Here is a 13,021-nt window from a genome sequence, read left to right on the forward strand (position 1 = left end):
GCGCTTACTATTTCGTTCAACAAGGCCACGGCTTGCGCCGCCATTGTTGGGGAAGAACCTCTTGAAAGCGTTCACCCAGTTCCGCCTTGGTTGGCGGACGGGCTTCACCTTCCATGAGGACGTTGCTGCGCACCTTGGCGCGGAAGGTGCGCCAATCCTCTAACTCAATGTGAGCGAGGTCCCAGCCCCATTTAAAGCCGCCATCGAACTCCACGCCGTAGCGGTCGGCCACGATTCGCGCGCATGTGGCGAGCGTATCCCAGTATTCTTGGCTGACATTCCACCCAAGTGAGGGGTGGATAATATCAACGGCTTCGTAATACTGATGCGGGCTTTGGTACGCGCGGGCTTTTGAAAAGCCCTCTTTTCGCAGCTTACTTTGACGCTCCGGGGAGCGGTAGCATTCGCTTATTTTGGCTGGATAGCCTGCATCCTGCATGGCTTTTACGATTTGCTGGCCCAGATAGTACATAGGACCGTTTTCGTAGCTGTAGCGCGTTTGACGCCGCGGTGCCTGCATCTTTTCATGAGGTTGATGGGCCTGCCTTGCGGCCTGCATCATGGCTTGCGGGCTTTGCCATCGCTTGAAGCCCCGCGCGATCATGATTTCGGCCCATTTCTCGATTTTCTTGAGCATGTTTTTCCCGTAATCTTTCCGATTTTTGGAGGAGGGCAATAATGCCCTCCACCAGCCAAGGCGTTAGCGTTGGCATTTACACTTGCTCTTTTGTTTCCGTTTCGACTTCGGTTTGTTCTTCTTTCGAAACGGTTTCTTCTTGAGTTTCATCGTCGATTACCTCTTCGCGGCGTTGATTTGCGTGCAGTTCTTCCATTGCCGCAAACTTCTTATCCAGCGCTTTGGACTTGGCGTTGATTTTCGCCAGCGTCATTTCCATTTGGCGCTGTTGACGTGTTGCGACAGTGGGTTCCCAATCGGGATTAGCACCGGATTTGTAGGCGTCTGCACCGTACTTAATCGGCGCATTGCGCCCCGAGGGAGGTTGCATTGCTGTTACACCGGGGCCGACTTCGACCGTGTAGCCGGGCAAGACATAAGCCATGTATTCCGAGGCTTCATGGATACCTGGCATCAATCCGATTTCTGCGAAGATTTCGCCGTCTGGGGTAACGATCCGTAGATCGCCCCCTTGGGTTCCAACCAGCAGTTTTGCGGCTTTCATTTCAAAGCGTTCCATTTTTACTGATCCTCAAAAATGTTTGCGGTTTCGATTTCGGCCAGTTCCTCGACAGGTGTCGGTCCGAAAATGATGGGCGTGTTGGCACGCAACATCGAGGTGACGTTATAGGTGCATATTTCGGCAGTCTGATCCGCAAAAGGATAATGCGAAATATCCGACGGATAGGTCACAGTCTCAGGTGTCACCGACAGCGGAATTTCCAGTTGCCAGATTGCCGTTTTATTTTCGACCGTGCTCGTGTCGAGATGGCGGTTGAAGCCGTAATTCACGTATTGCTTCAACAGGTGATTGTTGCCGTTGTAGCAAACAACCGTGTTTTCGTCGGCCTGATCGCAGTCCGCGTTGAGTTCACGCACCGTGACCGGAACCGGATCAACGGCCAGTTCATCAGCAACGTAATTGCGCGCGCCCCAGTTATCCGAGAGGATAGGGTGCGGCTGACTGCCAAGCGTTTCATCAGGCTTCACGCTGGCGAAGGTGATGACAATGCCGCCAAATTCCGTTTGAGGAATCGGGACGACATATTCAATGGTCTGGGATGTATTTGTCTGGGTTTTGTCCAGATTAGCGCCATCCATGGCGCGCTGGAGCGATTGACCAAAGACCACTTCCTTTTGATAGAGAACAAACGGCTGGTTTCCACCCTCGATAGACAGACCATGCGCGAAGCGCTGCACCATCTCTTCGCCATGCTGCGGGTCATCATCGACCATTTTCCGCATCTGGCGGGTCAGTTCATCCATGCGCTCGGCTTGGTAGAAGTCCGACAGGCTCAAGCCACTATCGGGCAGGCGCACATACGGGAAATCGCTTGAATTCGGGAAGGCGTGAAGATTCGCCGAATTCGGCTGATTCGTGACGTTTCCGTCATGGCTTTCCCATTGAGTGCCAGCGCCCGTGACCGTGTCCGATGTTTCGCGGCGAATGTTGCGCACATTCATGCGGCCCTCAAGGATAACAGCGCCGTTGACCCGATCTTCGGGATCAAGCACCGCATTCAGACGATCGAGGACAGTCTTGCCGATGATCGCGGGGGTCACTTCCATTGCGGTATTATTCAGCAAAGACGCCTTGACGTATTTTTTCTGACGCAGATGGTTGACGGCAGCGATATGCGCGAAGCGCACGGCCTCGTTTACCTTTTTGACACCGCCTATCGAGCGAGGCTCAACGCCGAGGCGCTTGGTGATTTCGTTTTCATTTTCAAGGCCGAACACAGGCGCACCGCTCAGGAGTTTTTCGCGGAAGACCTCGGAAACGCCCGCATAATCCTCAGAGGGGTTTTTCACCTCATTGATGGCGAGGGCAGGGACGAACACCGCCGTGACTTCCATTGTGATCGGCGTAATCATGCGGCCCGCAATGGGGTCCAATTCACATGTGACCGATTGGGTGAGGGTTCCGCTTTCGCTTTCCCGCACGGCTGCGGCCATGATCGGGGCGAGCTTTCCGCCCCGGAATCGGCCCGCAATTGTCTGCCCCTCGCGCCGGATGGCGCGGGGTTTCATGTATTTGGAGAGCATTGGTTATCCTTTCGCTCAGGGTTTTGGGATTATTGATACAGCTTGCGCATGTATTCGGTGTATTCAGGCGTGCCCCAAGGCGGGACTTCCTTTTTGCGCGCTTTTGGGCGCTTATCTTTGGTGGGTTTTTTGGGCTTGGGAGGATTGCGCAAATCCTCTAACTGCCGATTTTGTCGACTTTCTTCGGCAGAGCGAAGTGGACGCGACACAGTGTTTAGAAATGCGTCAGCTATGACCGGAGGGGCCATAAGCCATCCGCCGGGTTCACCTAATTGTTCCTCATAGGTTTCGCCTTTTTCAAAAAGACCGGAACCCTTCCAATTTATGCCAAAGGCGCGTAGGGCAGCAGGGGGGCGATTATCTGGATTATCAAGGTCAAGAGTGCCATGAGCGCCATCATCAGAAGAAGCGCTATCATCACCGCCAGATACGTTTTCGCCACTGTTTTGACCGACACTTATACCGCCTCGCTGATAAATCCCGCCATCGGGTTCCTTGATCTTAAGATCTTCGGTCTGTTTTTCAAGACGTTGTTTTTCAAGCTCAAGCTCTGCTTTTTGCTGTTTGAGGGCTTCAAGCCCCAACAGAGTATCGGACGCAGCCGACAAGCCATTGAGGTTGGAGCCGGACATGAACGGCGTGAAATTATGACCCGCGACGGGCGGCGCGACAGGCGCTCCCGCAGCGAGGAGCGGGTTGAGGCCCGCGCGCTCCATGCCGCGCCGTTGATTGGCGGGCAGGTAATCGGCCATGAGATAGGCCGAGCGGCGCGCCTCATATTGCGCGCGCCGGGTGTTTCGTGCGTTTTCTTCATACACACGGTCACGCTTGTATTGGCTGGGAAAGCTACTGCCGCGAAAGGCAGAAGCAACAGCGCCACCAATATCAAAAATGGAGGCAAGAGTACCTAAGCCGAACCCGCTCATTTCAGAGCCTTGCGCGTAATCATATCGACTGCTAGACCCAGCAGCAGAACAATAGCCGCTTCCACTTGATGCGCGTCTGCGATGCTGCTTGCACCCGCGACAAAGGCCCCGACGGTGGTTCCGATTCGATGGACAAGTGGTTTCAGCATCTCTTGAATTACAAGACTTTTCACTGTTTTCCCCTTAAAGGTCAAAAAGTCGCATAATATGGGTTATGTTAAATAATTCCCAACTGCTCAGCTCATCGATACGTTCCCATCGGTTGACCCAAAAGGATTCATCTACCATGTTGATCTAACGTTGATTTCCGCGATGTATCATTCTTAAAATTGTTCTGATTAGGGTCCGCCATATGCCAAAAACCTCGCAGAAACAGTATTTGGTGGACACGCATCGCTCGCGCGACCCGCAACAGACACTGGGTATTGTTAGGCCATACCTAAAGGAAATGGGGATCACTCGGATCGCTAATTTGACGGGGCTGGACAGGATCGGGCTTCCGACCGTGATGGTGTCGCGCCCGAACTCGCGCTCAGTCGCCGTTTCGCTGGGCAAGGGGTTGTCGCTGGAGGCTGCTCAAGCCTCTGGCGTAATGGAGGCTATCGAGGCCTGGCATGCCGAGCGTCTGCAATTGCCACAGCGTCTGGCGCGGTATTCCGATTTGTGCGCAGATGATCTTGTTGTGGATGTCGAACGCCTTCCGCGCGTCACCGGCGGGAAATTTGACCCAAACCGCAATATGTTATGGATTCAGGGGCAGGAGTTGAACGGCCAGCTCAACTGTTGGGTCCCCTTGGAAATGGTCGATACTGACTACACCGCACCACCCAGCGCCGGGCAAGGCGCGTTTCCGCGAACCACGAATGGGTTGGCGTCGGGCAACAACGTAACTGAAGCAACATGTCACGCGATTTGCGAATTGATCGAACGGGACGCGACAACTCTTTGGCACCACAAAACTGCGGAAAATCGACTGGATCACGAAACGATTGATGACAAACGCTGTAAAAGTGCCCTCGGAATGTTCACCGCTGCGGGCTTAAAGGTTGGCATATGGAATACAACGTCAGATATCGGGATCGCCAGTTTTCGTTGTGTGATCTGTGAATCTGGTTCGCAGAATGGCCACATTGGAATTGGCGACGGGTGCCACCCCGACAGTTCCATCGCCCTTTTGCGCGCATTGACCGAGGCCGCGCAGACAAGGCTGACGTATATCTCGGGTGCAAGGGATGATCTGGACCCGGCTGAGTTTTCGGATCAGGCCCAGTCGGATCGCAGCCAATATGTGCGGGACCTTATTGAACGCGCCGATCCAAGTCAGGTGTTCGCGGATTGCCCGTCTTATACAACCGGCTCATTTGACGAAGATCTTGCGTTAATTCTTGGTCAACTGGGTTCTGTTGGCCTTTCACAAGCCGTCTGTGTTGACCTTTCGCGCCCTGAACTGGACATCGCTGTCGTTCGTGCTGTCGTGCCGGGGCTGGAGGCACCGCACGACGACCCAGACTATGTTCCCGGCGCAAGAGCCATGGCTGCTATGAAAGACCGGGCATGAATCTTGCCGTCTTTGTAGGCCCTACCCTGCCCCGTGATGCGCTGGATGAGTTTCCCGACGCCAGAATTCTGCCCCCTGTCCGGCAAGGCGACGTTTATCGGGTCGCCAAAGACCGCCCAAGTGCCATTGGTATCATTGATGGGTATTTTGATGGCGTCCCCTCGGTCTGGCACAAGGAGATCCTCTGGGCGCTTGAACAAGGAATTCCGGTGTTTGGCAGTGCCAGCATGGGGGCTCTTAGGGCTGCCGAGCTTGCTGACTTCGGGATGATCGGCGTTGGCCAGATTTTTAAGGACTATGTCGCAGGTGTTTTGCAGGATGATGACGAGGTCGCGGTTGTCCATAGCCCGGCAGAGCTTGGATACCAGCCCCTGAGCGTACCCATGGTTTCGGTCCGTGCCACGGTTTCCCGGGCTGAAACCGTTGGAGTCATCGAACCTGAAACTGCCGAAAGAATCATAGGTGCGGCCAAGTCCATCCATTACCGGGACCGCAATTGGACTGATATCGAAAACGCGGTTACGGAACACGCCGGGACCGAAGGGTTTTTCAAATGGCTGCCAGAAGGTCAGGTTGACGCCAAAGCGGAAGATGCCAGAGCCATGCTGAGAATGATGTCCGACTATCTAAGCGCCCCCCCTGCCCCGCAAACCTCAACCGTGCGTGCCGAACGGACATTGGTCTGGAAAACCCTGCGCAACCGTATTGATGCCGAAGCCACTGAAGGCGACGCGGTGATTGATGAGCTGCGCTTGACGCCAGAACTGTATTTTGAACTGCGCACCCGCGCAATTCTGAGGCTGCTGGCGCAGGAAGAGGCTGATCGGGTCGACCTCAGCCCCGATCGCGAGGTTTTGCTCAGGCACATGTCAGATCATCGCAGCAGTACCGGGCTTACTCGCAAGGCGCATTTGATGCAGTGGCTGCACACCAACGACCTGAACCCGGAACTGTACGAAGCGATGCTAACCGGGGCTGCACAGATTGATGCGGTGACCGAAGCCCGCAGCACCCGCTTGAATGCCCCCCTGCTGACCGAGCTAAAGCGCAGCGGGCTATACGCGGACTTGCGTGACCGTGCCGATAAAAAGACCCAACTGATCGCCCCCTCTGATCGAAAGATCAGTGCGGACCGGTTGCATATGCTGATCTGGTTTTTTGAAACAAACCTTGACCGCGATGTGCCAGATGATCTTGAATCCTACGCAGTTTCGCTTGGCTTGTCCGGGCGGGATGCTCTTTATGATTTGATAGAAGCAGAGTTTTTGTATTGCCATAGTGATACCGGATCAACGGCCTCAGACCGTTAAGAGGTCGTCGACCGGACACAGGAGGGCGCTTGATGGATTTGCCAGACTACAGCGACGCCGAAGAACCCGGCACCCGGTTTTTGCTGTTTCCCCAATCGCCGTTTCTGGAGCCGGATGCCCAATTGGAATTGGTCGAGATTTCGGCCCCGCAAGGAAGCATCGGACCGGGCCCATCGGGCCCAAGGATGTATACCGTCAACCCGGTTGGTAAAACGACGCCATATGGCGCAATCGTCCCCGGGCCGAATGGGCCGGGCATGTACCTGCCGCCGTGGGACGGATATTTCCACCCCCCGGCCATGCCGGACGAGTTTGGCAACTTCATCCATATCGACCCAACGGACCCGGCATTTGAGGCGGCGCATCTATTTGGGTCGGCTCATTTCACCATGGACGTCTGGCAAGGGTATTTCGCTCGCCCTATACCGTGGCATTTCGCACGAGATTTCGATCGGCTGGAACTGTCGCTTCTGCCCAGTTTGGATAATGCACATATCGGCTGGGGGTTCCTTGAAACCGGTGGCACGCGAGAGCATGGTGACGAGTATCGCCCATACAGCCTGAACTTCGACGTTGTCGCTCATGAAATCGGTCACGCAATCATCTACAGCGTGATCGGAATGCCAACCGATGGTGATGCTGGGGGCGAGTATTACGGGTTCCATGAATCTGCTGCGGACATGGTTGCGCTTCTTGCGTCCTTACATTTTGGATCGGTCGTGGACACGTTGCTGAAGAACACGCGGGGCAACCTTTATACGTTCAATCGGCTGAACCGTTTTGCGGAACTTTCGGAAAACGCTCAGATACGAACGGCCGCCAATAACCGGTCTCTGTCCGAATTTGCGTCTGGCTGGTCCAGTGAGCATGACCTGTCTGAGCCATTGACCGGAGCTATGTTCGATATCTTCGTGGATATTTACCATGAACGATTGCTGCTGCACGGCCTGATAACGCCCGAAGAAGAAGACCTGTCTGATCAGTTGGAAGATTCCTCTGACTACAGCGCCGTGATGCAGGATATTTTCGATACCCGTTACGCTGAGAACCCCGATGGGTTTCGTATCGCGCTGCTTGAGGCGCGGGATTTTCTGGGCACTTATCTTGCAGATGCATGGGAACGGCTGGACGCTGATATGCTCAGCTACTTCGGGGTTGAAAAAGCATTGCTGGCCGTGGATCAGGAAATCACCGGCGGTGCTTTTCAGCGCATCATTCAGGGTAACTTCCGAATGCGTGATATTGGCGTGACAACCGCAGGGCCGCAGTTGCCTGATCCTGACGAAGACAGCCACGCTCATTCCGTCCGCACGCAAGTTCCCGGATAACGGTCAAAAATCCTTTATTTTGAAGTGGTTTTATGGCATGCAAGCGTGGGATGATTATTGGAAATAATTTTCTCGAACTATGTGTTCGGGTTCGATTCAGGGGAGAGATGAGGGCCTGAGCTCTGTCTACCCCACAATTGGGAGAGAATATTATGTCTGAATCCTTGCTTAGTTTTTCCGAAGTGTTGTTGTTTGGGCGTTTATTGAACGACTTGAAGGTCGCGAAATCCAAAATTGCGGCCCCAGATAAAACAGTCCGGCTTGTTGCTACGAAAAAGGTGAAGGTGAACAAGAATATCTCCATCGTAGATGGCACGATCGACGGTGAAGAGGTGGCGGCTGGCAACTTAGTTCTGGTTACAGGAAATCGTCCTAAAAAGAATGGTATCTACCAAGTAACAGTAGATGAAGAGAACTATAAGCTGGAAAGCCAAGAGAGGATTGAAGAAGACGCGCTGGTGAAGGTCACGGACGGGGACCAATACGAAGACAGCTTCTGGCAGCAGACGCTGCCCACCCCGGCGGGTTTCGAAAAGCAAGAATTCATTTTCCGCAAGGAATTGTCCGAAAAAATCGGCGCGAACAAGCAGCTCAAGGATCAGTACGGTAAAGACTCCCGATTGGCGCGTATCTACGGATTTTCGTTCGAAGGCACGTATTACGAACTGCCCGAACCCACGATTTTTCTGGTGCATGGCAAAGGTGAAAGCCCAACCGAAGGAAACCGGCCCGGCGGCCTTGCTTCTCGCGCACCGAGTGATCCGTCCCTGTCCGGTGTAGCCTCGGCAGATTACCAAATTTCAGATGACATCAGGGTCTGGGATTACGACAAAGCTGATTACACGATCCGTATGGATGTGATGACTGGTCAGTTTGAACAAGTCCTGTTGGATATCTATTTCGGATTTGACAGCCCGGCTGTCAGCGGTGCCAAGGTATCAGGCGCCAAAGTCAGCGGTGCAAAGGTGAGTGGCGCGAAAGTCAGCGGTGCAAAGGTATCAGGTGCCAAAGTCAGTGGCGCAAAGGTGCGTGGCGGCGACTAAGATCACGCCAATATTTACAGAACAAGGGCACGTCAGGCGCGTGCCCTTTTTTCTGGATTATCAAAACCCAGCTTTTTTCAAGCCTTCTACAAAATGCTGGGTATCCTCTTCCAAACGATCCGGCTGTACCGTGGCCCATCGCGTAAGCGAGAAATTGGGATGTGCCGCGCGGTGCTTGTCGGTGATCTGACGCGCCAGGTCCGTTTGCCCCAATTGTGCATAGCTTGCAGCCAGCATACGTTGACCTTCAGTTGGGTTGTTCATCTTGTTGACGGTCTCAATCACGTCGTCATACCGTCTGAGGTTGTAGTAGGCCCCACCCAGGTGCCATAGATACTGATCCGGGAAATAGGGGTTCAGCCTCATGGCCTGCTGGATATGTGTTATTGCCGTTTCATTGTCCCCGTAATGTGCCAACGCATCCGCAAAATCCGAGTGCATGTCGGCGTCATTTGGGTTCAACGCCAAGGCACGTTGATAGGACTGAATCGCGGCGTCATGTTCCTTGCGGTACAGGTGCACATATCCCAACTCGCCAAAACCGCGGGCATCCGTTGGATCCAGTTCAATCGAGCGCTGCGCAAGTGACAGCGCCTTGTCCAAAGCGGAAGATGGATCTTCGGCCCAAGAATATCGCCAGTCTATGTTCAGTGTTCGTGACAAAGCTGCCGCCGCCCGGGCATAGCGCCCATCCCGCTCTAGCGCGGATTGGTAGAAATCCTGCGCTTTGCGATTGTCATTCCGAGTGTATTTGAAAATGTGGTGCTGACCCTGAAGAACCGAGCCGTATGCCTCAAGATCGGCGGGCACCGCTTGAATCATACGCTGTTTTTCATGGGATTCGATCATCACGGCAGTGGCGGCAACAATGCATTCAGTAACTTCGTCGAGAATGTCGAAGATGTCGTCGATATTCCGATCGAACCGCTCGCCCCAAATGGTGCGTTCGGTGTTGGCATCCACAAGTTCGGCGGTAATCCGTATGCGGCTGGCGGACCGCCGGACACTACCACGCGCGATATAGCGTACGTTCAGTCTCTGGGCTGCTTCCTTCGGTGGCATCGCCTGTGCCTTGAAGAAAAACGATGAGTTCCGGGCGATGATGAACAGGTTCCGGAACTTGGAAAGGTTCATGATAATGTCGTCGGTCAGCCCCTCGGCAATCCAATTGTCGGACTCGTCCCCGTTATTGCTGCTGAAAGGCAGGACAGCCACCGACGGCGTATCCGGCCGTTCCAGGATATCCATCGTCAGCTCGGGGCGCATCGTTCCCGCCATGGTCGCGCCAGCAACCTCGCTTCGGACGCAATAGGTTGAGATCGGAGAAACGATGTTCTTCAGTTGCTTGGGGCCCAGAAATTCGTACCCATATCGCAGGCGGTTGCACACCTGATCGTAAACGGCCGAGCTGACGTAAACACGCTCTGGTTCAGCTATTTCCTGAAGTCGGGCGGCGATGTTCACATTGTCGCCATGAATCCCGCGTTCGTCGATCAGGATTTCTCCGAGATGGACGCCTGCGCGAAATTTGATTCGCTGATTCTCGGTTCGCGTGTGATTGTGCTCGCTCGCGATCTGGTGCAATTCCACCCCGAATTCCACCGCGCTTGTGGCCGTTTCAAACAGTGCGAGAATGCCGTCGCCGCGCACTTCAATCACGCGGCCATTATATTTTGCGCACGTGACTTCGAGCTTGGAAAGCAATGATTTCAAGGCGTTATACGTGTCCAGCTCATTCTCGCTCATCAAGCGAGAATATCCGACAACGTCGGCGAACAGGACAGCCCCGAGCTTTTGTGTGATGGGAACGTTCAGATTGTTGGTGTCCACTGGCGTTTCTCATTTGGTAGGTTCTGCTGAAACCACTTGTTCAACATATACCTAATTTCAAATATTTCGACTGCTTGGGTCATTCTCATGCCTTGGTCAGGATTCCGCACCCTGAGGAGGCCATGACCAAACGCCAGGTGCGCTTGTTCCAAAGGTCACTACGATGTCGTTGCTCAACTCTTGCGCAAGTGTTTCTCGATGTTTCATCCAATCTTGATTTAGGACCCCGACCACGATCATGTCGTGAAATTTTCCGTCTGCGAACCATGCCTGCCGCATGGTTCCTTCGATCTGGCATCCGACTCTGGCCACCAAATCCCGACTGCTTTGATTGTCCACGCGGTAATAGGAGGTAAGGCGGTTCAAGCCCAACTGCCGAAATGCAAAATCGATCAGCAAGGCTGTTGCGCGCAGCCCGATCCCAAGGCGCCGGGCGTTCTTCTCGACAAACATGGCAATGACCGCGTCACGATTGACGGTTGATATTGCTTCAATCCCCGCCATCCCAAGCGCGTTACCATCACTGGATTCCACCACGAACCAGCATTTACAACCGTTGTCAGGGGAAAAGGCATCTTTCCAGATTTCTTCGGTTTGCGACTGGTTGAAGGGAATGCGCGATGTTCGGTCAAACAGCGCCAAGTCTTCTACATCCTGAAACCACGGCGCGATGACCTCCAGATCGGACTTTTCAACTGGGCGCAGCCTGAATGTTCCTGTCGTTTTGTCCTGCACTGTAAAAACCTTTGAATAAAATACAAAAAATGACTCTGGCGACAGTAGCACAAAAATTCTGCAAATACGAAGGCAGAAACATGTGGCAGGTAAGAAGCCCCTAAAGTCCTTAGATATCAAGATGAAACTTTGCTTGATCGGACTCAGCGGGGCTATTGCGCCTTGCATTGGACACTGAGAATCCAAATTCCGAACCGACTTGCCCAACGGTACCCATAAGGAGAACTAGCGAGTCGGGAACGCCGAAAATTGTAGGGGAAAATCTTGTATCTGCTACAAAAACGGACCGAAGGCCTTTCGGCACTGGAATACTCGGACACACCGGCGCGATGCCCAGTTTCGCAACGCCGGTGATCTCGCGCGTACCGCCTTGGGGCAAACTTGTACACGGCGGGTTTGGGTCGCCAAGGATATTGGTTCTAGCCCTTGGTTTTCGTTGCTATTGTGATTCAGTGATGATCAGCGACCAAAAACCTTCATTTTCAACAGTCTCAAGCAGCTTCATTCTGGATTGGCTTGTGGCGCTGCAGGCCCTTTGTGAGCCGGATCACTTTGCTTCGTTGCTCGCCCGATCCGGCATCCCATATGGCGACAGTGTCCCGTTAGGTCGAGTGACCCTGGAGCAGATCGTTCGCCTGTACCAACTGGCAGCTGTGGAAACCGGCGATGAGATGATGGGGCTCTGGTCGCGTCCGATAAGGCCACGCGCCTTGCAACATCTGCTGACATCGGTGCGCGAGTCTACCTCGCTGTCGTCGGCGCTTTACCGGTTTTCGACATTCTGGAACCTGTTGCTTGATGACTACCGGTTCGAGTTGGTTGATGCGGAGGATACCATAGCGCTGAGCCTTGTGCCCCGGTCAGACGCCCGTGCGCAGCGCTTTGGCCATATGCTGATCCTCAAGCTTGCTCATGGGATTCTGTCTTGGCTGGCCCGGCGTGAGGTCGCTGTGGAGCGGGTCGATTTCGTATTTGATCGCCCCTCTTTCGAAGAGGACTATGCCGTCATTTTTCCCGCACCTGTCGCCTTCGATGCAAATTCCACATCAATTCGCTTTGCCAAAGCCTCCTTGGGGCCAGTGAACACGCGCAGTACCGATGATTTGGATCGCTTTCTGGAAAATGCGCCGCGTGATTGGGTCTTTACCCATTCGCAAGAGCACACACAGTCTTTGCGTGTCCGCGCCTACCTGAATCAATCGAGCTGGCAGGACGCGCATTTGGCGGGGGCCGCCAAGGCGCTTGGCATGACGCCGCGCACGTTGATCCGTAAGTTGGACGCGGACGGAACATCCTTTCAGGCCATCAAAGACGGTTTACGCAGGGATATAGCAATTCGCCGCTTGCAAGTTGGAGATGCAAGTATCGAGGCCATTGCACAGGACGTTGGCTTTTCTTCCGCGGCAAGTTTCCACAAGGCCTTTCACAGGTGGACAGGGGCGACACCAAGCTCGTATCGGCAGCGGGCTCTTCTCTAGGCAAAGATTTGTCACTTTTGGACAATCGGTTGTCACCGCGCGAGATGGAGAAGGTGTCAATTGTGCTGCTATCTAGCGATCAAAGCATATC

General features: G+C 54.0%; 12 protein-coding genes. 5 read left to right on the top strand and 7 right to left on the bottom strand.

Annotation, left to right across the window (positions count from 1 at the left end; genetic code table 11):
* Positions 1 to 16 precede the first annotated feature (16 nt).
* The 5 genes from RUESEDTHA_RS17770 to RUESEDTHA_RS17790 all read right to left on the bottom strand — a co-directional run bounded on the left by RUESEDTHA_RS17770 (position 17) and on the right by RUESEDTHA_RS17790 (position 3,821).
* Complete coding sequence (locus tag RUESEDTHA_RS17770; RefSeq protein ID WP_180888015.1) at positions 17 to 637, bottom strand: hypothetical protein; 621 nt, start codon at positions 635 to 637, stop codon at positions 17 to 19.
* A gap of 76 nt (positions 638 to 713) precedes the next feature.
* Positions 714 to 1,196, bottom strand: a complete 483-nt coding sequence (locus tag RUESEDTHA_RS17775; protein ID WP_180888016.1) for a hypothetical protein — start codon at positions 1,194 to 1,196, stop codon at positions 714 to 716.
* Between the two features lie 2 nt (positions 1,197 to 1,198).
* Entirely contained in the window at positions 1,199 to 2,722 is a 1,524-nt protein-coding gene (locus RUESEDTHA_RS17780; protein WP_255431813.1) for a hypothetical protein, read from the bottom strand.
* A 29-nt stretch (positions 2,723 to 2,751) separates the two neighbouring features.
* Positions 2,752 to 3,648, bottom strand: coding sequence for a hypothetical protein (locus RUESEDTHA_RS17785; protein ID WP_180888017.1), 897 nt, complete (start codon positions 3,646 to 3,648; stop codon positions 2,752 to 2,754).
* Positions 3,645 to 3,821: a hypothetical protein gene (locus RUESEDTHA_RS17790; protein WP_180888018.1), complete on the bottom strand. Its 177-nt coding sequence runs from the start codon at positions 3,819 to 3,821 to the stop codon at positions 3,645 to 3,647. The genes RUESEDTHA_RS17785 and RUESEDTHA_RS17790 overlap by 4 nt, the downstream gene beginning before the upstream one ends.
* Before the next feature lie 179 nt (positions 3,822 to 4,000).
* Here RUESEDTHA_RS17790 and RUESEDTHA_RS17795 point away from each other — a divergent pair, with 179 nt between their 5' ends.
* The 4 genes from RUESEDTHA_RS17795 (at position 4,001) to RUESEDTHA_RS17810 (ending at position 8,887) form a co-directional block, all read left to right on the top strand.
* The gene (locus tag RUESEDTHA_RS17795) at positions 4,001 to 5,206 is read left to right on the top strand and encodes a YcaO-like family protein (protein WP_180888019.1); all 1,206 of its coding nucleotides are present in this window, start codon (positions 4,001 to 4,003) and stop codon (positions 5,204 to 5,206) included.
* Entirely contained in the window at positions 5,203 to 6,516 is a 1,314-nt protein-coding gene (locus tag RUESEDTHA_RS17800; RefSeq protein WP_180888020.1) for a TfuA-like protein, read from the top strand. Before RUESEDTHA_RS17795 ends, RUESEDTHA_RS17800 begins: the two co-directional genes overlap by 4 nt.
* A gap of 32 nt (positions 6,517 to 6,548) precedes the next feature.
* On the top strand, positions 6,549 to 7,844 hold the full coding sequence (locus RUESEDTHA_RS17805) for a hypothetical protein (RefSeq protein ID WP_180888021.1): 1,296 nt from the start codon (positions 6,549 to 6,551) through the stop codon (positions 7,842 to 7,844).
* Positions 7,845 to 7,981: 137 nt separating this feature from the next.
* Positions 7,982 to 8,887, top strand: a complete 906-nt coding sequence (locus tag RUESEDTHA_RS17810; RefSeq protein ID WP_255431814.1) for a hypothetical protein — start codon at positions 7,982 to 7,984, stop codon at positions 8,885 to 8,887.
* Between the two features lie 60 nt (positions 8,888 to 8,947).
* Here RUESEDTHA_RS17810 and RUESEDTHA_RS17815 read toward each other — a convergent pair whose 3' ends face one another.
* Both RUESEDTHA_RS17815 and RUESEDTHA_RS17820 read right to left on the bottom strand, forming a co-directional pair.
* Positions 8,948 to 10,717 carry an adenylate/guanylate cyclase domain-containing protein gene (locus tag RUESEDTHA_RS17815; RefSeq protein WP_255431815.1) on the bottom strand — a complete coding sequence of 590 codons (1,770 nt, stop codon included), beginning with the start codon at positions 10,715 to 10,717 and terminating at the stop codon, positions 8,948 to 8,950.
* Between the two features lie 96 nt (positions 10,718 to 10,813).
* A complete protein-coding gene (locus tag RUESEDTHA_RS17820; protein WP_255431816.1) occupies positions 10,814 to 11,452 on the bottom strand; it encodes a GNAT family N-acetyltransferase in 639 nt (212 codons plus the stop codon).
* Positions 11,453 to 11,907: 455 nt separating this feature from the next.
* On the opposite strand from RUESEDTHA_RS17820, the gene RUESEDTHA_RS17825 reads away from it, so the two are divergent.
* Positions 11,908 to 12,930: an AraC family transcriptional regulator gene (locus RUESEDTHA_RS17825; RefSeq protein ID WP_180888022.1), complete on the top strand. Its 1,023-nt coding sequence runs from the start codon at positions 11,908 to 11,910 to the stop codon at positions 12,928 to 12,930.
* The last annotated feature ends 91 nt before the right edge of the window (positions 12,931 to 13,021 follow it).

The organism is Ruegeria sp. THAF57, assembly GCF_903914075.1.
Classification (GTDB): Bacteria; Pseudomonadota; Alphaproteobacteria; order Rhodobacterales; family Rhodobacteraceae; genus Ruegeria.

Bases quoted from the DNA above. Each gene is read 5' to 3' on its own strand.
- RUESEDTHA_RS17770 (WP_180888015.1), bottom strand. From the start codon at position 637: ATGCTCAAGAAAATCGAGAAATGGGCCGAAATCATGATCGCGCGGGGC.
- RUESEDTHA_RS17775 (WP_180888016.1), bottom strand. From the start codon at position 1,196: ATGGAACGCTTTGAAATGAAAGCCGCAAAACTGCTGGTTGGAACCCAA.
- RUESEDTHA_RS17780 (WP_255431813.1), bottom strand. From the start codon at position 2,722: ATGCTCTCCAAATACATGAAACCCCGCGCCATCCGGCGCGAGGGGCAG.
- RUESEDTHA_RS17785 (WP_180888017.1), bottom strand. From the start codon at position 3,648: ATGAGCGGGTTCGGCTTAGGTACTCTTGCCTCCATTTTTGATATTGGT.
- RUESEDTHA_RS17795 (WP_180888019.1), top strand. From the start codon at position 4,001: ATGCCAAAAACCTCGCAGAAACAGTATTTGGTGGACACGCATCGCTCG.
- RUESEDTHA_RS17800 (WP_180888020.1), top strand. From the start codon at position 5,203: ATGAATCTTGCCGTCTTTGTAGGCCCTACCCTGCCCCGTGATGCGCTG.
- RUESEDTHA_RS17805 (WP_180888021.1), top strand. From the start codon at position 6,549: ATGGATTTGCCAGACTACAGCGACGCCGAAGAACCCGGCACCCGGTTT.
- RUESEDTHA_RS17825 (WP_180888022.1), top strand. From the start codon at position 11,908: ATGATCAGCGACCAAAAACCTTCATTTTCAACAGTCTCAAGCAGCTTC.